Origin of the sequence: Mesorhizobium sp. M1365, from assembly GCF_040317865.1 — a bacterium.
Taxonomy (GTDB): domain Bacteria; phylum Pseudomonadota; class Alphaproteobacteria; order Rhizobiales; family Rhizobiaceae; genus Mesorhizobium.
The window spans coordinates 296,096-314,476 of the sequence record NZ_JAMYLG010000005.1; the positions used below are offsets into that span (position 1 = coordinate 296,096).

At 61.4% G+C, this 18,381-nt stretch carries 16 protein-coding genes; 6 read left to right on the forward strand and 10 right to left on the reverse strand.

Features of this window, described 5'->3' with window-relative positions:
- Positions 1-169: 169 nt before the first annotated feature.
- Positions 170-2,128, reverse strand: coding sequence for an acetoacetate--CoA ligase (locus NKH04_RS09260; RefSeq protein ID WP_353044245.1), 1,959 nt, complete (start codon positions 2,126-2,128; stop codon positions 170-172).
- A 182-nt stretch (positions 2,129-2,310) separates the two neighbouring features.
- Between NKH04_RS09260 and NKH04_RS09265 the strand changes: the two genes are divergently transcribed.
- Positions 2,311-4,161: an AsmA family protein gene (locus tag NKH04_RS09265; protein WP_353044246.1), complete on the forward strand. Its 1,851-nt coding sequence runs from the start codon at positions 2,311-2,313 to the stop codon at positions 4,159-4,161.
- Between the two features lie 12 nt (positions 4,162-4,173).
- On the opposite strand, the gene NKH04_RS09270 is transcribed toward NKH04_RS09265, so the two are convergent.
- The 7 genes from NKH04_RS09270 to NKH04_RS09300 form a co-directional block, all read right to left on the reverse strand.
- Positions 4,174-4,992 carry an ABC transporter permease gene (locus NKH04_RS09270; RefSeq protein WP_352773952.1) on the reverse strand — a complete coding sequence of 273 codons (819 nt, stop codon included), beginning with the start codon at positions 4,990-4,992 and terminating at the stop codon, positions 4,174-4,176.
- Positions 4,989-5,957: an ABC transporter permease subunit gene (locus NKH04_RS09275; protein ID WP_352773950.1), complete on the reverse strand. Its 969-nt coding sequence runs from the start codon at positions 5,955-5,957 to the stop codon at positions 4,989-4,991. Before NKH04_RS09275 ends, NKH04_RS09270 begins: the two co-directional genes overlap by 4 nt.
- A gap of 9 nt (positions 5,958-5,966) precedes the next feature.
- Positions 5,967-7,106: an ABC transporter ATP-binding protein gene (locus NKH04_RS09280; RefSeq protein WP_352850982.1), complete on the reverse strand. Its 1,140-nt coding sequence runs from the start codon at positions 7,104-7,106 to the stop codon at positions 5,967-5,969.
- Positions 7,107-7,178: 72 nt separating this feature from the next.
- Positions 7,179-8,276, reverse strand: coding sequence for a polyamine ABC transporter substrate-binding protein (locus NKH04_RS09285; RefSeq protein WP_352773946.1), 1,098 nt, complete (start codon positions 8,274-8,276; stop codon positions 7,179-7,181).
- A gap of 352 nt (positions 8,277-8,628) precedes the next feature.
- On the reverse strand, positions 8,629-9,582 hold the full coding sequence (locus NKH04_RS09290) for a DMT family transporter (RefSeq protein WP_023677450.1): 954 nt from the start codon (positions 9,580-9,582) through the stop codon (positions 8,629-8,631).
- A 182-nt stretch (positions 9,583-9,764) separates the two neighbouring features.
- On the reverse strand, positions 9,765-10,637 hold the full coding sequence (locus NKH04_RS09295; RefSeq protein ID WP_352773945.1) for a DUF2167 domain-containing protein: 873 nt from the start codon (positions 10,635-10,637) through the stop codon (positions 9,765-9,767).
- A 217-nt stretch (positions 10,638-10,854) separates the two neighbouring features.
- Positions 10,855-12,306: a helix-turn-helix domain-containing protein gene (locus tag NKH04_RS09300; protein WP_352773944.1), complete on the reverse strand. Its 1,452-nt coding sequence runs from the start codon at positions 12,304-12,306 to the stop codon at positions 10,855-10,857.
- Between the two features lie 238 nt (positions 12,307-12,544).
- Here NKH04_RS09300 and aceA point away from each other — a divergent pair, with 238 nt between their 5' ends.
- Together aceA and NKH04_RS09310 are read left to right on the forward strand one after the other, a co-directional pair.
- Positions 12,545-13,834 carry an isocitrate lyase gene (aceA, locus tag NKH04_RS09305; protein ID WP_352773942.1) on the forward strand — a complete coding sequence of 430 codons (1,290 nt, stop codon included), beginning with the start codon at positions 12,545-12,547 and terminating at the stop codon, positions 13,832-13,834.
- 78 nt (positions 13,835-13,912) lie between these two features.
- Complete coding sequence (locus tag NKH04_RS09310) at positions 13,913-14,155, forward strand: SMc00767 family acetate metabolism repressor (RefSeq protein WP_023719402.1); 243 nt, start codon at positions 13,913-13,915, stop codon at positions 14,153-14,155.
- Between the two features lie 64 nt (positions 14,156-14,219).
- Here the strand turns inward: NKH04_RS09310 and NKH04_RS09315 are convergent, their stop codons facing one another.
- Positions 14,220-14,681, reverse strand: coding sequence for a RidA family protein (locus tag NKH04_RS09315; protein ID WP_352773940.1), 462 nt, complete (start codon positions 14,679-14,681; stop codon positions 14,220-14,222).
- Positions 14,682-15,112: 431 nt separating this feature from the next.
- On the opposite strand from NKH04_RS09315, the gene NKH04_RS09320 reads away from it, so the two are divergent.
- Entirely contained in the window at positions 15,113-15,502 is a 390-nt protein-coding gene (locus NKH04_RS09320; protein WP_352819358.1) for an ANTAR domain-containing protein, read from the forward strand.
- Between the two features lie 32 nt (positions 15,503-15,534).
- Here NKH04_RS09320 and NKH04_RS09325 read toward each other — a convergent pair whose 3' ends face one another.
- Positions 15,535-16,251 carry an HAD family hydrolase gene (locus NKH04_RS09325; protein WP_352773936.1) on the reverse strand — a complete coding sequence of 239 codons (717 nt, stop codon included), beginning with the start codon at positions 16,249-16,251 and terminating at the stop codon, positions 15,535-15,537.
- A gap of 169 nt (positions 16,252-16,420) precedes the next feature.
- Between NKH04_RS09325 and NKH04_RS09330 the strand changes: the two genes are divergently transcribed.
- Together NKH04_RS09330 and NKH04_RS09335 are read left to right on the forward strand one after the other, a co-directional pair.
- On the forward strand, positions 16,421-17,854 hold the full coding sequence (locus tag NKH04_RS09330) for a glutamine synthetase family protein (RefSeq protein ID WP_352457076.1): 1,434 nt from the start codon (positions 16,421-16,423) through the stop codon (positions 17,852-17,854).
- Positions 17,855-17,920: 66 nt separating this feature from the next.
- Positions 17,921-18,289 (forward strand): four helix bundle protein, encoded by a 369-nt coding sequence (locus tag NKH04_RS09335; protein WP_353044247.1) that lies wholly within the window; start codon positions 17,921-17,923, stop codon positions 18,287-18,289.
- Positions 18,290-18,381 lie beyond the last annotated feature (92 nt).

The window sequence follows — 18,381 nt, forward strand, 5'->3', positions numbered from 1 at the left end:
TCTCCCTCAAGTTACGCACGACTATTGATGCCGGGCCTTAACAAATCCTTACCGGCACGCCGGAAAATTTACCAATGTGTACCACTCATGAAATCTAGGTAAATTCCGAAGAGATAATTTGTTAACGATACCGGAGACCTCAAAACAGCTCCTACCTTGGATCCCGGGGTCAGTCGGCAAGCTGCGGCAGGTTGCGGAACAGCTCGAGCGCTTCGGGATTGGCGAGCGCTTCCTTGTTCTTGATGGCGCGGCCGTGCACCATGTCGCGTACCGCGAGCTCGGTGATCTTGCCCGATTTGGTTCGCGGAATATCGCTGACGGCGACGATCTTGGCCGGCACGTGGCGCGGGCTCGCCCCGGTGCGGATTTTCGCGCGGATGCGTTTTTCCAGCTCGGCATCGAGCTCAACGCCCGCCGCCAGCCGCACGAACAGCACGACACGCACGTCATTGTCGAAATCCTGGCCGATGCACAGCGCTTCGAGGATTTCCGGCATCTGCTCGACCTGATTGTAGATCTCCGCCGTGCCGATCCTGACACCGCCCGGATTGAGCGTGGCGTCGGAACGGCCATGGATGATCAGGCCGCCATGGACGGTCCATTCGGCGAAATCGCCGTGGCACCAGACATCGTCGAAACGTTCGAAATAGGCGGCTTTGTATTTCCTGCCGTCAGGGTCGTTCCAGAAGCCGATCGGCATTGCCGGAAACGCCTTGGTGCAGACGAGCTCGCCCTTCTCCTGGCGGAGCGGGCGGCCGTCATCGGCCCAGACATCGACGGCAAGGCCGAGCCCGGGCCCTTGGATCTCGCCGGTCCATACCGGTTCGATCGGCACGCCGAGCACGAAGCAGGAGACGATATCGGTGCCGCCGGAAATCGAAGCCAGATGCACGTCCTTCTTGATGCCTTCATAGACGAAGCGGAAATCTTCCGGCGATAGCGGCGAGCCGGTCGATGAGATGGTGCGCACGCTGGAAAGATCATGCGTGCGGATCGGCTTCAGGCCGGCCTTGCGCACGGAATCGATGAATTTGGCCGAGGTGCCGAAATAGGTCATCTTTTCGGCATCGGCGAAGTCGAACAGCGCATTGCCGTCCGGGTAGAACGGCGAGCCGTCGTAGAGCAGCAAGGTGGCGCCCGATGCCAGGCCCGACACCAGCCAGTTCCACATCATCCAGCCGCAGGTGGTGAAGTAGAAGAAGCGGTCGCCGTCGAGCAGGCCGGCATGCAGCCGTTCTTCCTTGACGTGCTGGATCAGCGTTCCGCCGGCCGAATGGACAATGCATTTGGGAATGCCGGTCGTGCCCGATGAAAACAGGATGTACAGCGGATGCGAAAACGGCAGCCTTTCGTAGGCGACAGGCCTTGCGGCAAAGGGTGACAGCGCCTCTTCCAGCGCAGCCGCCTTGCCGATGGTTGCGGCGACGTCGAGCGAGGTGCCGAGATAGTCGACAATGAGGACTTTACGGACGGTGGCGAGCTTGCCCGCCACGGCCGCGATCTTGTCGGCGACTTCGATCGCCTTGCCATTGTACCAGTAGCCGTCCGGCGCGATGAACACGACAGGCTCGATCTGGCCGAACCGGTCGAGAACTCCCTGCTCGCCGAAATCTGGGGAGCAGGACGACCAGACCGCGCCGATCGAGGCGGCCGCCAGCATCGCAGCAACGGTCTCCGGCATGTTGGGCATCATCGCGGCGATGCGGTCGCCCTTCTTCACCTTGAGCGACAGGAAAAGCTGCTGCAGTCGCGAGGTCAGCGCATGCAGCTCGTTCCAGGACAGCCGCCGCTCGACCTTGTCCTCGCCGCGAAAGACGATTGCGTCGCCAAGCCCGGTTTTCTTGAGGAGATTCTCGGCGAAGTTCAGCTTTGCCTCAGGAAAGAAGGTCGGGCCGGGCATCTTGTCGCCATCGACCAGCACGCGTTCGCCCTTGTCGCCGACGATGCCACAAAAGTCCCAGACCAGGCTCCAGAAGGTCTCGCGATCATCGATCGACCAGCGATGCAGGTCGGCATAGGAGGAGAAAACCTTGCCGGCCATGTTCGCCGCGGCATTCATGAAGGCGGTCATCGGCGCCGCGTCGATCTGCTCTTGCGTCGGGATCCAGAGCGGTGCGTCGTCAGCCATCATTGTTTCTCCGTAGGCTGCATCGCTTATGCATATCGCGATGCAGCAGAGCAAGATTTTGTTGGACCGCGCCGGTCAGCGTGTGCGCAAATGCCATCGCCGGGCCATAAAGACTTGAAATGCGTCAGCCGTCGGTTACACCCGTCGGGCGATTTTGTCGGAATGGAAGCATACGGGGCGATATGCCATCACCTTTGATCCGACGCGGAATATGGGCGATCGGCGCAGCCGTCATCGTCATCGCGCTGGTTGTCGCAGCCTTGCCGTTGATCGCCTCGACCCGCATCGTACGCGACCGTATCGCGTGGGAAATGAGCGCGTGGAGCGGTTTCCGGGTCACCATCGACGGCGCGCCGCGTATCGAGGTCTGGCCGAATTTCCGGGCGATCCTGAGCGACGTGACGCTGTCGCAATGGACAGAGACGGATGCGCCGCCCGTGGTCGAGGCCGAACGGGTCGAGGTCGACCTCTCAGCGATGGCGGCGCTGCGTGGCGATGTGGTGTTTTCGACGGCGCGGCTGGTACGACCGACGATCCGGGTTCAGCGTACCGCGAGCGGGTTTTTCCTGCCTGTGATTCCCAGCGGTGGGCGCATTGCGCGTTCGATCGATGCTGCCCGCGCGGTGATCAACACAAATCCAGCCAAGCCGGATCTCGGCAAGCTGCCGACAGATCCGTTCGGCACAGTCGAGTTCAGGGACGGCCGCGTAGTGGCTGCCATCGGCGGCAAGGACCAGGAGATATTGAGCAGCCTGAGCGGCCAGGCGAATTGGGCCGCGATGAATAGCAATGCGACGCTGTCGGCGACCGGGATATGGCGCGGCGAAAGTGTTGCCATCGACGCAGCATCGCCGAACCCGCTCGTGCTGTTTGGTGGCGGCACAGCACCGGCCACATTTTCCTTCAAGGCGGCACCGGCCAGTTTTTCGTTCGACGGCCGTGCCAGCATGTCGGAGAACGGCTATTTCGACGGCCAGGCGAAATTCGCCGCACCTTCGCTCCGACGCGTGCTCGAATGGTCGCAGGCCGGCATCGCGCCCGGTGCCGCAATCGGCTCGATCTCGGTTTCAAGCAAGATCACGGCGACGGCCGGGCGCGTCAAATTTGAAAACACGGCCCTGACCCTCGACAACAACCCGGGAATGGGTGCGCTGGACTTCACCTATGGTGAGGCACTGCCGGTGATCTCCGGCACACTTGCCTTCGATACGCTCGACCTCAGATCATTTCTCTCCGCCTTTACGCCGGTACCATCCGCCGGCGGCACCGGCCCGGGCGAAATCGACACAAGCTTCGCCGACCGGATCAATCTCGATCTCAGGCTGTCGGCGGCGCATGCCACCGCCGGCGCCATCCAGCTTGCCGACGTCGCCGCCACTGCCCAGGTCAAGAACGGCCTTGCCGTCTTCGACATCTCGGATGCATCCGCCTTTGGCGGCAACGTCCAGAGCAGCGTCCGTTTCGACCGCAAGCCCGCCGGCACGGAAGTCGAGATCCGGCTGCTTGCTTCCGATATCGACGGCGGCGCTTTCGGCACCGCGGCCGGGATGACGCGGCTGGTGCCGATCGGCACTGGAACCGTTTCGGTCATCCTCAAGGGGCCTGGCAGAACCTGGGACTCGATTTTCGAAAACGCCAATGGCTCGCTGTCGGCGACGTTCGGCGCGGGTGCGCTGAGCCGGCTTAACCTGCCGGCGTTCCTCAAGCACACCGAACAGGGCGGATTCTTCGCGCTGGACGACGTCTCGGACGGAACGCTGCCGATCGACGGGGCCGAGCTCAAGGCGAGCATTTCGAACGGCGTGGCGCGCATCGACAAGGCCGAGGTGAATTCCGCGCAATACAAGATCTGGCTTTCCGGCATCGCATCCTATGCCGGACGCGGGCTGGCGCTGTCCGGCGGCATCGTCCAGCCGAGCCAGGCTGCCACGCAGACGAACGGCCAGGGACCCAATCAGTCGTCGTTCTTCGTCGGCGGCACCTGGAGCACGCCGTTCATCTCGCCGATAAGCCGCGGCGTTTCGGGAGAGTAAGCAGCAGCAGCATCAACCGCGCTGCGCGGCCTGCTCGTCGCGTTGGCGCTGCACCTCGCGGCGTTTGTTTGCGAGCGAAGCGATGATCACGCCAACTGCGACGACCGCGATCAAGATGGTGCAGGCTGCGTTGATTTCCGGCGTCACGCCAAGGCGGACCTGGCTGTAGATCTTCATCGGCAGCGTCGTGGCGCCGGGTCCCGAGGTGAAGCTGGCAATAACCAAATCGTCGAGCGACAGCGTGAAGGCCAGCATCCAGCCGGAGACGATAGCCGGCATGATGACCGGCAGCGTGATCTGGAAGAAGGTCTTCACCGGTGGCGCGCCGAGGTCCATCGCGGCCTCTTCCAGCGAACGATCGAAAGTGATCAGGCGCGACTGAACCACCACCGCAACGAAGCACATGGTTAGCGTGGTGTGGGCAAGCGTCACCGTGAGAAAGCCGCGGTCGAGGCCGACGGCGACGAAGAGCAGCAGCAGCGACAGGCCGGTGATGACTTCCGGCATGACCAGCGGCGCAAACACCATGCCGGAAAACAGAAGCCGGCCGCGAAAGCGCGTGTAGCGTGTCAAGGTGAGCGCCGCCAGCGTGCCGAGCACGGTCGCCACGCTTGCCGAGATGACGCCGACGCGGGCCGTCACCCAGGTGGCGTCCATCAGACCCCGGTTGTGGAACAGCGACACGTACCATTTCGTCGAGAAGCCACCCCAGACGGTGACCAGCTTCGATTCGTTGAAAGAGAACACGACGAGCAGGACGATCGGCAGGTAAAGAAAGGCAAAGCCGAGCACGATCGACGTGATGTTGAAGCGGCTCCAGGTCGCGTTCATTGGTCCTGCTCCTGGGCGCGCGCCTGGGCTCGCTGGAAGAGCATGATCGGCACGATCAGCAGCAGCAGCAAGATGACGGCAACCGCGGACGACACCGGCCAGTCACGGTTGGCGAAGAACTCGTTCCACAGCGTCCTGCCGATCATCAGCGTCTGCGAGCCGCCGAGCAGGTCGGGAATGACGAACTCGCCGACGGCGGGAATGAACACCAGCAGGCAGCCAGCGATGACGCCGGGCAGCGACAGGGGGAAGGTGATCTTCCAAAAGGCGCTGGTCGGCGGACAGCCGAGATCCTTGGCGGCCTCGATCAGAGAATGGTCCATCTTCTCCAAGGACGAATAGAGCGGCAGCACCATGAACGGCAGATAGGAGTAGACGATGCCGATGAAGATCGCCGTATAGGTGTTGAGGATGATCAGCGGTTGGCTGATGATGCCGGTGGCGAGCAGCAGCTGGTTGAGCAGGCCCTCGGGCTTGAGGATGCCGATCCAGGCGTAGACACGGATCAGAAACGAGGTCCAGAACGGCAGGATCACCAGCATCAGCAAGGTCGGGCGAATCGTCGCTGGGGCGCGCGCCATGCCATAGGCTATGGGATAGCCGACCAGCAATGTCAGGACCGTCGAGATGGCGGCGACGATGACGCTCGTCACATAGGCATTGAAGTAAAGCGCATCCTGCGTCAGCCAGGTATAGTTGTCGAAATTCAGTGCGCCGAATCCTGAAATAAACCCGGAAATGCCGCTGCGGAAATCAAGCACCGGCGTGTAGGGCGGCATGGCGATCGCCGTCTGCGACAGCGAAATCTTGAAGACAATGATGAAAGGGACGAGAAAGAAGAACAGCAGCCAGAGGTAGGGGATGATGATGACGAGCCGGCTAACGAACGCCGCTCCCAGCCTGACCAAGGCGGATTTGCCGGCAGCGCTTGCCGGAGAGCTTGTTGCGGCAGTGACAGCGGACATGATCAGTCTCTACCGTGTCAGGACGACGCCGGCGTCGGGGCGGAAAGAAACCCAGGCGCGGTCGTTCCAGGTCAATGGGTCCTCGGTGAGACGTGCCGCGTTCATGGTGCTCGCCCGCACCACCTGACCGTCGTTCAGCCTGACGTGATAGACGGTCATGTCGCCGAGATAGGCTATGTCGTAGACCTCGCCCTCGATGGCGTTGACGGCACCGGCCGGTTTTATGGAGGACACCTTGATCTTCTCCGGCCTGATGGCGAAGGTGACGGATGTCCCGGCCGCGGCACTGCCGGCATTTTCGGTCCGGATGGTGATGCCGTTGCCGGCATCGATGCTCGCGCTGCCGGCCTCGCCAGCCGCGATCTTGCCGTCGAACATATTCACATTGCCGACGAAGCCGGCGACGAAGCGGGAACCCGGCGCCTCGTAGACCTCGGCCGGCGTCGCCACCTGCATCACCTCGCCCTTGTCGATGATGGCGATGCGGTCGGCCATCGTCATCGCCTCTTCCTGATCATGGGTGACAACGACGAAGGTGAGGCCGAGGTTCTGCTGCAGGTCCATCAGCTCGAACTGGGTCTCCTCGCGCAGCTTCTTGTCCAGCGCACCAAGCGGCTCGTCGAGCAGCAGGACTTTCGGCCGCTTGGCCACCGAGCGGGCGAGTGCAACGCGCTGGCGCTGGCCGCCCGACAATTGGTGCGGTTTGCGCTTGGCGAACTGCTCGAGCTTGACCAGCTTCAGCATCTCGGCGACGCGCTTGTCGATGTCGGCCTTGGCCATGCCTTCCTGCTTGAGGCCGAAGGCAATGTTGTTCTCGACCGTCATGTGCGGAAACAAGGCGTAGGACTGGAACATCATGTTGACCGGCCGTCGGTAGGGCGGAATGCCGCGCAGATCCTGGCCGTCGAGCAGGATGCGGCCGGCAGTCGGCTCCTCGAAGCCGGCGAGCATCCTGAGCAGCGTCGATTTCCCGCAGCCTGAGGCCCCCAGCAAGGCAAAGAATTCGCGTTCGAAAATGGTCAGCGACAGGTTGTTGACCGCTGTAAACTCACCGAATTTCTTGGTGACGTTGTCGAACTGGATGTATGGCTTGGCGTTCGGATCGTTCCATGGCGCAAAATCCCTGCGGATGCTGCCAAGCGATTTCATGTCCCACTCCGTCCTGCTGCTTGCCTCATGAGAAAGCGGCCCGGCAACGGCTGCCGGGCCCTGGTCAGGTTGCTATTGGCCGGTGACGATCTTGGTCCAGGTGCGGGTGATGATGCGCTGGGTCTTGGGATCGTAAGGCGAAACGGTGTAGAGCTTCTGCATAGTCGCGGCGTCGGGATAGATCGCAGGATCTTCCAGAATCGCCTTGTCGATGAACTGCTGCGAAGCCTTGTTGCCGTTGGCGTACAGAACGGCATTTGATGATTTGGCGATCACTTCCGGCCTCATCATGTAGTTGAGAAATTCGTGTGCCTCGGCGACGTGCGGTGCATCGGCCGGTATCGCCATCTGATCAAACCATATCTGCGCCCCTTCCTTCGGCACGGAGTAGCCGATTTCGACACCCTGCTTGGCTTCATCGGCGCGATCGCGCGCCTGGAAGATGTCGCCCGAGAAGCCGACCGCCAGGCAGATATCGCCGTTGGCCAGGGCGTTGATGTATTCGGAAGAGTGGAACTTGCGGATGTAGGGCCGGATCTTGAGCAGTGCCTCCTCGGCCTTGGCGATATCGTCGGCAGACGTGCTGTTCGGGTCAAGACCGAGATATTTCAATGCAGCCGGTATCATGTCCGCCGGCGAGTCCAGCACATGAACGCCGCAATCATTGAGCTTCTTCAGTGTGTCTGGATTGAAGAAAACATCCCAGCTGTCGATCTTGTCGGAGCCAAGTGCCGCCTGCACTTTCTTGATGTTGTAGCCAATTCCGACCGTTCCCCACATATAGTTGACGGAATATTCGTTGCCGGGGTCGTATTCATTGGTCCGCTCCGAAATAACATCCCACATGTTGGAAATATTCGGCAGTTTCGATTTGTCGAGCTTCTGGAACACACCCGCCTGGATCTGTCGTGCAAGGAAATTGCCGCTGGGCACGACGACATCGTAGCCGCTGCCGCCGGCGAGCAGTTTCGTTTCCAGGATCTCGTTGGAATCGAAAGTGTCGTAGACGACCTTGATGCCGGTTTCCTTGGTGAAGTCGTCGATGATCGAACTGTCGATATAGTCCGACCAGTTGAAGACGTTGACGACGCGATCCTCGGCATGCGCGCCCAAGGTAAAAACTGCCAGAAACGCCGAAGTCGCCGAAAGCCAGAGCGCTTTGCGGGTCATGCTATTCTCCTTTGATGAGTGTTCCGTCGCCAGCTCGTCGCGGCGTCCGCGCGGCTGGGCATTTGCTTCAAGGTATTGGGCTTGCAGGCAGGCGACAAGCGCGAATTGCCGGCGCCATTATCGTTCGGCGGCGAGCCGACAGCGAAGACCTGGCGTGGCGTTGGTGGTGTTCCGACGCCGTCGGAAGCTTTCGCTACGGCGCGGGCAGGGAGACGACGATATTGTCCGGCCTCGATGCGACCGGCATGGAGACTTGGCAAGATACGCCTGTCTTGTTGTTGCCGTGATCGCAGCCTGCCCGCGCGGCTGCGACGTTGTCAATGGTTCATCTCGCTTTGACGCGCGCACTGCATCAATTAGGTGACGGCACACCGGTGACGCCCGCTCGCGCGGGCCGCGTCTGGCGTTTGAACTCGAGCCCGATATGGACGAGCAGCGCGGTGACCACGACCGCACCGCCGACGATGGTGCGCGCCGACGGCACCTCGGAATGGATGAGCCAGACCCAGATCGGGCCAAGGATCGGTTCGAACGTGCCGAGCAGCGCCGCGACGGCGGCCGGAACAAGCCGGGCTCCGGTGGCGAAGAAGGCGAGACCGAGTCCCAGATTGATCACGCCAAAGGCAAAGAGGAAGCCCATATCGTGGCTGGAGACGCCCAGCGCCGACGCCTGCGATGCCGCAAAGGCGGCCGCCAGCATCGTGCCGAGGCAGGTCGCCGGCGTCATGCGCACATGGGCAAAGCGGCGCGTGATGACGGTGGCGATCGAGAACATGACAGCGATGAGCAGCGCCAGCCCGTCGCCGATTGGCGACACCGCGCCATCGAGCGATTCCGACACCATGATGGCGACGCCGACAATAACGGCGGCGATCGCCACCCAGGTCGCCACCGCCACCCGTTCGCGAAACAGCGCCCAGGCAAACAGCGCCGCCAGAAGCGGCACGCCGGCCTGCATCAACAGGATGTTGGCGACGGTGGTATAGGCAAGCGCCACGACGAAAGAGGTCGACGCCGTGGCGAAGCAGAACGCCACCGCAAGGCCGGCCAGGCCCATGCCGCGAAACAGCTTCAGCGTGCCACGCCAGCCATCGCGCCAGACCATGAAGCAGAGCAGGAAGGCGGCGGCCCAGACCGAGCGCCAGAACACCACCGTCCAGCTGTCGGCGTTGTCGATGAAGCGCGCAATGCTGCCGCCGAAGCTCCACATCAACGCCGACAGGAATACCAGCAGGAAGCCGACGCGTTCGCCTTGCGGCGACACGATCGGCGAAGCGGCAACCGGAGATGATGCGGTATCGGTCATGGGTATGACTGTCGGCGAATTCGGAGCAGCACGATGTGCAATGGACGACAGAGACGTGCCTCATTCGCGTAACGCAAAGCAGAAGGCCGGGCGTGATCCAGTTCGATGTTCCGTTTGGCGCACTGATGAGGGCGCATCGCCCTCGCCCGGCGATGATCCGAGGCGACCGGTCGACGATGGCTTTACGACGTGCCCCTATTGCCGCGGATAAAGCGCCAGAGACCGGCCAGCGGAACCAGCAGGAGCAGGCCAAACTTTTTCAGCGCGATCAGCGCCACGACCAGAAAACCTGCTTTCGCCGCCAGCTTGCCGGCAATCAGGCCACCGACGCCAATCGCCGCAACCGTATCGACGCCCGGCACGAAATCAGCGTATGTCTTGCCGGTATTGAAGTCCGCGAGGCCAAGCACTTCATCCAGGCTTTGCCTTATCTCCGGCAATTGTTCCACCGTCGCGATATAGCTCATCACGAAGACGCCCTCCCTGCCAAGGAAACGGACGTCGTAGTTGAGCGTATGGGCGGCATCGTTGCCAAATTGCAGCTCCTTGGCCCAGTGCAGGCGCTTGTGGGCCGCGTCATAAACCGGCGGCGACGCCCAGCCGATCAGCGTAATGGGCGCATAGCCATCCTTTACCCTCTGATCGTTGCCGGACAGAGTGTCTGACTGCATGTTGCGCAGCAGTTCATTGTAATCGATGGACGCGGCGTCGCTGTCGTCGACGTAACCGATCTTTTCCCAGCGCAGCTCTATCCCCCAATTGTTGTCGGCAATGGGATCATGGGAGACTGGAAAGATCATGCCGAGGGCATCGGAACCAGAGTCGGGCGGATTGCCCCAGGCTTCGGTGAGGACGGAGAGCGTGTCCTTCTTGTCCAGAAAATAGAACTTGTCCTTGAGGTCGAGATGGACGCCTTCGGCAAGATTTATCGCGCCGGTCTTCGGATCGATCTTGTCCAGGAACGCCTTGCCGGCATCATTATACTGTTGATAGGATTTGAAGAAATCCGAGGACTTTTCAGCCAATGCGGGATCGGCCGAAAACGCGAGCGCCAAGCCAAAAAACTGTCCTGCCCATCATTGATCCCCCGACCGTTGCGCAGTTCTTTTTTTGATACCGTACCGTCAATGCTGAATCAATATTCGGCTGAATCAATATTTTGGCCGAACCAATATTTTGGCCGGCAACCGCGAACCAGCTTACTGGTTGCCGCCGCAGGAACAGATGAGGTCCTTTGGTCGAAGATTCAGCCGCAATATTGCTGGAGCCGAATCACTGGAAATCGAACGCCGACAGTCCCGTGACCATCTCGTCGAGGCCGAGCGGACGTGTAACGGGTGGCTCGGCGCGGGCGAGGCAGCCGATGCGTTCGCACAGCCGGCAGGCAGGGCCGACCGGCGTAGCCAGCGCAGCGGCGCTCTGTCCGGTCTTGCCGATGGCGGCCGGCCCCGGCAATGCCGCTCCATAGACGACCTCGTCGCGAAAACCGATGTCGCAGCCGAGCAACAGCGCCGTGCGCCGCGGGCGCTCGGCAAACGAGCCCTGCGGCCCCTCGAGCGTGCGGGCAATGCAGAGAAACGCTGCGCCATCTGGCATTTCCACTGCCTCGACCAGGATCTGGCCGGGCTGAGCGAAGGCGGCATGGACCGGCAGCTTCGGACAGCCGCCGCCGAAGCGGCTTTGCGGAAAGCCGTGGCTGCCCGCCTTGCGGAAGCGATTGCCGGCATTGTCGACCTCGAGCATGAAGAACGGCACAGCCAGCGCACCCGGCCGCTGCAGGGTGGTCAGCCGGTTGGCCGCCTGCTCGAACGAAACGCCGAAGCGCGACCGCAACATGTCGATGTCATAGCGGGCGCGGACCGCCGCCGCGTGAAAAGGCTGATAGGGCATCATCAGCGCGTGCGCGGCATAGCGGCCGAGCTCGAAACGCGCCAGCCGGCGGGCTTCGTCGGTGGTCAGCTTCAGCACCTGGATCTCGGCGGCGACAGCGACGCTCATGCGGATCAGGCAGGCCTCCATCGCCACCTCGCGCAGTTGATCGAATGGCGACAGCCGCTCGGACAGGAACAGGCGCTGCGAGTGACGGTCATAGCGACGCCGCCAGTTGGGCATGGTGGCGACCGGCAATACCTTGACGACGATGCCGAATTCACGCCGCAGCCAGGCCTTCAACGCACTGAACAGACCGTCGCCGCGATCGAGCACCGACGTGAATGCCTCGGCTTCCTCTTCGAGCGCGGCAAAATGGTTCGGCCGGCGTTCGAAAATCTCATGCACCTCGTCGATCGGCAGCCTGGCACCGGAGAGGGCGGTGGCCTTGCCGTCACGCGCGAGCAGTTCGTTGAGATCGGATAGCCGCTCGGCCTGCTCGCGATAGGCGCGAAACAGCTTTATGACGGCAGCGGAGGCGTTTGGCGCCGCCTCGGCAAGCTCGATGAGTTCCTGGTCGCCCGGCAGTTCGCCGGCCAGCAGCGGATCTGAAAACACTTCCTTCAAGTCGGCAACCGACCCCCTCGCCTCGCCTTGCAATTCGTGCGGGTTGACCTTGTAGACAGTTGCCAGTCTCAGGATCAGTTGCACCGTCAGCGGCCGCTGGTTGCGCTCGATGAGATTGAGATAGGACGGCGAGATGCCGAGCCCTTCGGCCATCGCCGTCTGGGTCAGCCCCTTGGCGTTGCGGATGCGACGAATGCGCGGCCCGGCAAAGATTTTGTGGTCGGCCAATCGACTGCCCTTGACAGAAATTTACATCCGCTGATGGCATGGCGGCGTTTTACAATCATGACAAATTTACAGCTCTCATCCGTCAAACGCAACACAGGTTTTCTCTTATTTTCTGGCTAACCTGGAGGTTTACCTCGCTTGCGTCGTGCCGGCATGTAAATGATGTCACACATGGCGCACGCATCTTTCCTCTGCGACGCCTTCCGAAAACCGGCATCAAAACCGCCTGGAGTGACCAATGACCGACTTTTACAACCTTGTCCCGTCGGCGCCGCAAGGCCGCTTTGATGGCATCGAACGGCCCTATTCGCCGGAGGAGGTGAAGCGGCTGCGCGGCTCGGTGCAGATCCGGCAGAGCCTCGCCGAAATGGGGGCAAACCGGCTGTGGCAGCTCATCCATGAAGAAGATTTCGTCAACGCGCTGGGTGCCATGTCGGGCAACCAGGCGATGCAGCAGGTGCGGGCGGGGCTGAAAGCGATCTATCTGTCGGGATGGCAGGTCGCCGCCGATGCCAACACCGCTTCCGCCATGTACCCGGACCAGTCGCTCTATCCCGCCAATGCGGCGCCCGAGCTGGTCAAGCGCATCAACCGAACCTTACAGCGCGCCGACCAGATCGAGACTTCGGAAGGCAAGGGGCTGTCGGTCGACACCTGGTTCGCGCCGATCGTCGCCGATGCCGAAGCCGGCTTCGGCGGGCCGCTCAACGCCTTCGAGATCATGAAGGCATTCATCGAGGCGGGTGCGGCCGGTGTCCATTACGAGGACCAGCTGGCTTCGGAGAAGAAATGCGGCCATCTCGGCGGCAAGGTACTGATCCCGACCGCCGCACACATCCGCAACCTCAACGCCGCGCGGCTTGCCGCCGACGTCATGGGCACGCCGACGCTGGTCGTGGCGCGCACCGACGCTGAAGCGGCAAAGCTCTTGACCTCCGACATCGACGAACGCGACCGGCCCTTCGTCGATTATGGCGCCGGCCGCACGGCGGAGGGCTTCTACCATGTCAGCAACGGCATCGAGCCCTGCATCGCCCGCGCCATCGCCTATGCGCCCTATGCGGACCTGATCTGGTGCGAGACCTCCAAGCCCGATCTGGCGCAGGCCAGGACGTTTGCCGAGGGTGTGCGCAAGCATCATCCAGGCAAGCTGCTTGCCTATAATTGCTCGCCGTCTTTCAACTGGAAGAAGAATCTCGACGACGCGACGATTGCGAGGTTCCAGAAGGAACTCGGCGCCATGGGTTACAAGTTCCAGTTCATTACGCTGGCCGGTTTCCACCAGCTCAATTTCGGCATGTTCGAGCTCGCCCGCGGCTACAAGGAGCGGCAGATGGCCGCCTATTCGGAACTGCAGGAGGCGGAATTCGCCGCGGAAGCCAATGGCTACACCGCCACCAAGCACCAACGCGAGGTCGGCACCGGCTATTTCGACGCCGTCTCGATGGCGATCACCGGTGGCCAGTCTTCGACCACGGCCATGCATGGATCGACCGAGCACGCCCAATTCAGGCCGGCGGCGGAATAGCGGAATAGCAGACAGACCGAGGGAACGCTCAAACGGGCATGGCAATACAACAGACATGGCAACACAGGGAGAAGACCAATGGCATCGATAAGCCGCGTCAAGGAACGGGCCGAAGAGCAGGCCACCAGCATGAATGTCGACCAGCAGGCGACCATCCGAATGCTGGCGAACGATCTGCACAGGCTCAATCAGTCGGTGATGAAGGCGGTCGAGGCCGGCGTCTCGGTCGAACTGGTGCGCTCGGCACGGCACCATGGCGGCGACGGCAACTGGGGCGATCTGCTGATCCCGGTCATCGTCACGCAGCGGAGCCACGACTGATAAACTCTATCGCACCGCGCCTTTTTGAACGCATGCTATTGCACCTCGCACGCCGCGGCTCTGCCTAGTCCGGCAGAGCTGCTAGTGCAACGATTTCAATGACAAGATCAGGCTGCGCAAGCGCTGCAACGCCAATAACTTCCGACGGCGGCGGGTTGTTGTAGCTGCAGTGCTTCGGGCAGTGCACGGCAAAGAATTCGTCCAAGACGTCCAGGCGAAAATTGGGGGAGCTCAGCACGCCGCCATCGGGAAATGGCCCCTTAACAAAGAAGGTCAGCCGGATGAGATGCTCGAGCCCAGTGCCAAGCTCTTCCAGATCTAATTTGATGTTGGTGAGAATTGCGCGCCACTGCGCGGCCGCATCGCCGACGGCGCCGCCGCCGCTTTTGCCGATCGGATCGTAGTCCTCGGCGGTCGCGGTGTTTCCGGAAAGGTAGACAAATCCCTTTGCGCCGGTAACGACCGTACCCTTTCCCCATGGCATCAACCGGCCGTTTTTGAATTTCTTGTGAGTCACGAGTTCCATTGTCATCTCCCGCCGATCAAAGAGACGTGCCTAGCCAACGAGGAAGGGTAGTCCGGCGAGGCGATACGACAAGCTCGCGACAGACCTGCCTCGCCTTCATCCAACCTTTCGTCAACCCGGCTATGGCTGCGAGTTGGTGCGTACGCGCCGCAAAGCCAAACTTCGCTGAAGCCTGCCCGGTTGTGGTGGCAACTTCTCCTTCGGGCGGCGGCAAAGAAAAGCACTTAATTTTAATTTTAATGTTTCTTGCGATATTCTCCTGATATGCCATTTGAGCTTGACATGAGCAGTGATCTCACGCCAATTACCTCTCGAGTTTCAACCCTGCATTGAAACATTGAACAACGGCCTGCCCCGCCATGTGCCCAGCGAATCGCGATATCGAGACTGCAAAACAGCTGCCTTTCGTTAGCCGGAACATGGAGACGCGGATGCTCCCGGATTTTTCTCGGGTGCTGGTGGTCGGAAAATCACCGATCAACCGCGTCGTGGTTTCAAAGATCGTGGAGCGGTCCGGCCTCAAACCGATCTCGGAAACTCCCGAAACCGCGGCAAAGGCCTTGCACACGCTGATTCCCGGGACTGTCGTTCTCGACGGCGGTGCGGAGAACGGGGACTGCGACGCCTTGCTGTCGGGTATCGATGCACTGCGAAGGGCGTCAGGCAGATCGCTTCCGTCGGTGATCCTGCTTTCAGTCAAGACCGGCACTCCGGAGAGCCTGGGCTTGTCCAGCGTCGTCGATGCAGTGGTCGTCAAGCCGATCACCACCGAACGGCTGCAGCCGGTGATCGACCGGCTGATCGCAATTAGCCGCAATTGACGCCGACCGCTATGCCTCGACTGCAGACCTGATCAATCAATCTCGCCGATACGCTCGATCAAGCCCGGCAATTCACCGAGATTGGCTATCTGGCGAAAGCGTGGTGCCGAGACCGGCGGCTCGACATGTTCCAGCACCCAGGTCAGCTCATGCGGAACGTGGATGCCCCAACTGCCGGCTTCGATGGCCGGCACGACGTCCGATTTGAGCGAGTTGCCGACCATCATGCCCTTTTCCGGGCCGTCGCCGTGGCGGCTGAAGATGCGGCTATAGGTGGCCGCGCTCTTGTCGCTGACGATTTCGACCGCATGGAACAGCTCGCCCAGGCCGGATTGCGCCAGCTTGCGTTCCTGGTCGAACAGGTCGCCCTTGGTGATCAGCACCAGGCGGTAAGCGCCGCCCAGCTTTTCCACGGTCTCGCGCGCATGCGGAAGCGGCTCGATCGGATGGCTGAGCATCTCGCGGCCCGCGGCGAGAATTTCAGCAATGGTTGAGGCAGGCACCTGGCCTTCGGTGACCTCGATCGCCGTCTCGATCATCGACAGCGTAAATCCCTTGATGCCGAAGCCGTAGACCGCGAGGTTGCGCTTCTCGGCCTCCAGCAATCTTGCCGAAATCCGATCCTCCTCGGCGTGGTCGGCGAGCAGCGCGGAGAGGCGCTGCTCGGTCATGCGGAAGAACTGTTCGTTCTGCCACAGCGTGTCGTCGGCATCGAAGCCGATCGTTGTCAGTTTGCGGCTGTGTTGCATTCGACGTCTTCAATTGCGGCGTTGCGGGACGCCGACCCTAGACCAGGATGTTTTTATCCGGAAGTCGTTGTGTTTCCCCGGCTAGTCGAGGCGGACGCCAGCCGGCTCCCCTTCCCTTTCGTCGCCGGCAACGGCTATACTCCACAATCTGCAACAAATCTGGTGATTGATGCCGCCTGCAAAAAAGGAAGTCCGTCCGTCGAGCCGCGGAGGACGCGCCCGCACGCCTGCCTTCGTGAAAAACCAACGTGGCGTCAAGAACTGGAAGGAAGTCAGCGCCTGGCTGGAATGGCGCGGCATCGAAGATATCGAATGCATCACACCCGACCAGGCCGGGGTTGCGCGCGGCAAGATGATGCCATCGAAGAAGTTCACCTCCAACACCTCGCTGGCGCTGCCTTCGGCGGTGTTCATGACGACGATTTCCGGCGGCTATCCGGAGGACGGCAACGGCTTCCACTATCCGGAGGACGACGGCGACCTCAAGCTGATGCCTGACCTCTCGACGCTGACGGTGGTGCCGTGGGAGGAGGACCCTACCGCGGCGGTTATCTGCGACCTCGTCCACCAGGACGGCCGCTCGGTCGAGTTCACGCCGCGCAACGTGCTGAAGCGCGTGCTTGCCGCCTATGACAAGCGTGGACTGAGGCCGGTCGTGGCACCCGAGATCGAGTTCTACCTGGTGCGCAAGAACCCCGATCCGGACTATCCGCTGACCCCGCCGGTAGGTCGATCGGGGCGGCCGATCGGCGGCGGCGCCGGCTATTCGATCGCCGGGGTTAACGAATTCGACGAATTGATCGACGACATCTACCATTTCTCCGAAAGCCAGGGCCTGGAGATCGACACGCTGATCCACGAGGAGGGCGCCGGCCAGCTCGAAATCAATCTGCGTCACGGCGATCCGATCGAGCTCGCCGACCAGGTGTTCATGTTCAAGCGAACCATCCGCGAGGCGGCGCTCAAGCACGAGATCTACGCCACGTTTATGGCCAAGCCGATCCAAGGGCAGCCCGGTTCGGCCATGCATATCCATCAGTCGATCATCGACAAGAAGACCGGCAAGAACGTCTTTTCGGCGGAGGACGGCTCGGAGACCGAGGCCTTCTTCCATTTCATCGGCGGCATGCAGAAACATGTGCCGAACGCGCTGGTGATGTTTGCGCCCTACGTCAATTCCTACCGGCGGCTGACGCAGTCGGCCTCGGCGCCGGTCAACAACAAATGGGGCTACGACAACCGCACCACCGCCTTCCGCGTGCCCCGCTCCGACCCGGCTGCGCGGCGCGTCGAAAACCGCATCCCCTCCTCCGACGCCAACCCCTATCTGGCGCTGGCGGCATCGCTTGCCTGCGGACTGATCGGCATGACCAACAAGATCAAGGCCGAGCCGCCGGTTCTGACGACCGCCAACGAGGACCAGATCGACCTGCCGCGCAGCCTGCTCGAAGCCGTCGACCTGTTCGAGGCAGACGAAGAACTCGGCGCGCTGCTCGGCAAGTCATTTGCCGCCACCTATGCGGCGATCAAGCGAGCGGAATTCGAAACCTTCATGGAAGTGATCAGCCCGTGGGAGAGGGAGTATTTGCTGCTGAATGTGTAGTAGGGGAGTAGGGGAGTAGGGGAGTAGGGCAATATGGCAGTAGGGCAGTAGGGCAGTAGGGCAAGGATGACGGACAAGATCGCATCGTACAGGGATCTGATCGTTTGGCAGCAAGCCATGGACCTAACAGTTGCAATCTACCAGGTGACAAGGACTTGGCCGAAAGACGAGATCTACGGGCTGACGGGTCAGGTGCGTCGGGCAGCAACGTCGGTGCCCGCCAACATCGCCGAGGGTTACGGCCGAGAAAGCCGAGCTTCCTACCAGCAGTTTCTCAGGATCGCCCAGGGATCACTCAAGGAACTGGAGACACACCTTTTAATCGCGCAAAGGGTTGGAATTACCTCTCGCGAGGCGGTCGAGTTATTGATGCCCCACAGCGAGAGCGTAGGAAAGCTCTTGCGGCTTCTGATCCGCAAGCTGTCGGCTGAATAGACACCTACTGCCCTACTGCCCTACTGCCCTACTCCCCTAGACCACAATACGCACTATCGAAAAAAGAAACACAGACGAATAGACACATAACA

Bases quoted from the DNA above. Each gene is read 5' to 3' on its own strand.
- NKH04_RS09260 (WP_353044245.1), bottom strand. From the start codon at position 2,128: ATGGCTGACGACGCACCGCTCTGGATCCCGACGCAAGAGCAGATCGAC.
- NKH04_RS09265 (WP_353044246.1), top strand. From the start codon at position 2,311: ATGCCATCACCTTTGATCCGACGCGGAATATGGGCGATCGGCGCAGCC.
- NKH04_RS09270 (WP_352773952.1), bottom strand. From the start codon at position 4,992: ATGAACGCGACCTGGAGCCGCTTCAACATCACGTCGATCGTGCTCGGC.
- NKH04_RS09275 (WP_352773950.1), bottom strand. From the start codon at position 5,957: ATGTCCGCTGTCACTGCCGCAACAAGCTCTCCGGCAAGCGCTGCCGGC.
- NKH04_RS09280 (WP_352850982.1), bottom strand. From the start codon at position 7,106: ATGAAATCGCTTGGCAGCATCCGCAGGGATTTTGCGCCATGGAACGAT.
- NKH04_RS09285 (WP_352773946.1), bottom strand. From the start codon at position 8,276: ATGACCCGCAAAGCGCTCTGGCTTTCGGCGACTTCGGCGTTTCTGGCA.
- NKH04_RS09290 (WP_023677450.1), bottom strand. From the start codon at position 9,582: ATGACCGATACCGCATCATCTCCGGTTGCCGCTTCGCCGATCGTGTCG.
- aceA (WP_352773942.1), top strand. From the start codon at position 12,545: ATGACCGACTTTTACAACCTTGTCCCGTCGGCGCCGCAAGGCCGCTTT.
- NKH04_RS09310 (WP_023719402.1), top strand. From the start codon at position 13,913: ATGGCATCGATAAGCCGCGTCAAGGAACGGGCCGAAGAGCAGGCCACC.
- NKH04_RS09315 (WP_352773940.1), bottom strand. From the start codon at position 14,681: ATGGAACTCGTGACTCACAAGAAATTCAAAAACGGCCGGTTGATGCCA.
- NKH04_RS09320 (WP_352819358.1), top strand. From the start codon at position 15,113: ATGCTCCCGGATTTTTCTCGGGTGCTGGTGGTCGGAAAATCACCGATC.
- NKH04_RS09325 (WP_352773936.1), bottom strand. From the start codon at position 16,251: ATGCAACACAGCCGCAAACTGACAACGATCGGCTTCGATGCCGACGAC.
- NKH04_RS09330 (WP_352457076.1), top strand. From the start codon at position 16,421: ATGCCGCCTGCAAAAAAGGAAGTCCGTCCGTCGAGCCGCGGAGGACGC.
- NKH04_RS09335 (WP_353044247.1), top strand. From the start codon at position 17,921: ATGACGGACAAGATCGCATCGTACAGGGATCTGATCGTTTGGCAGCAA.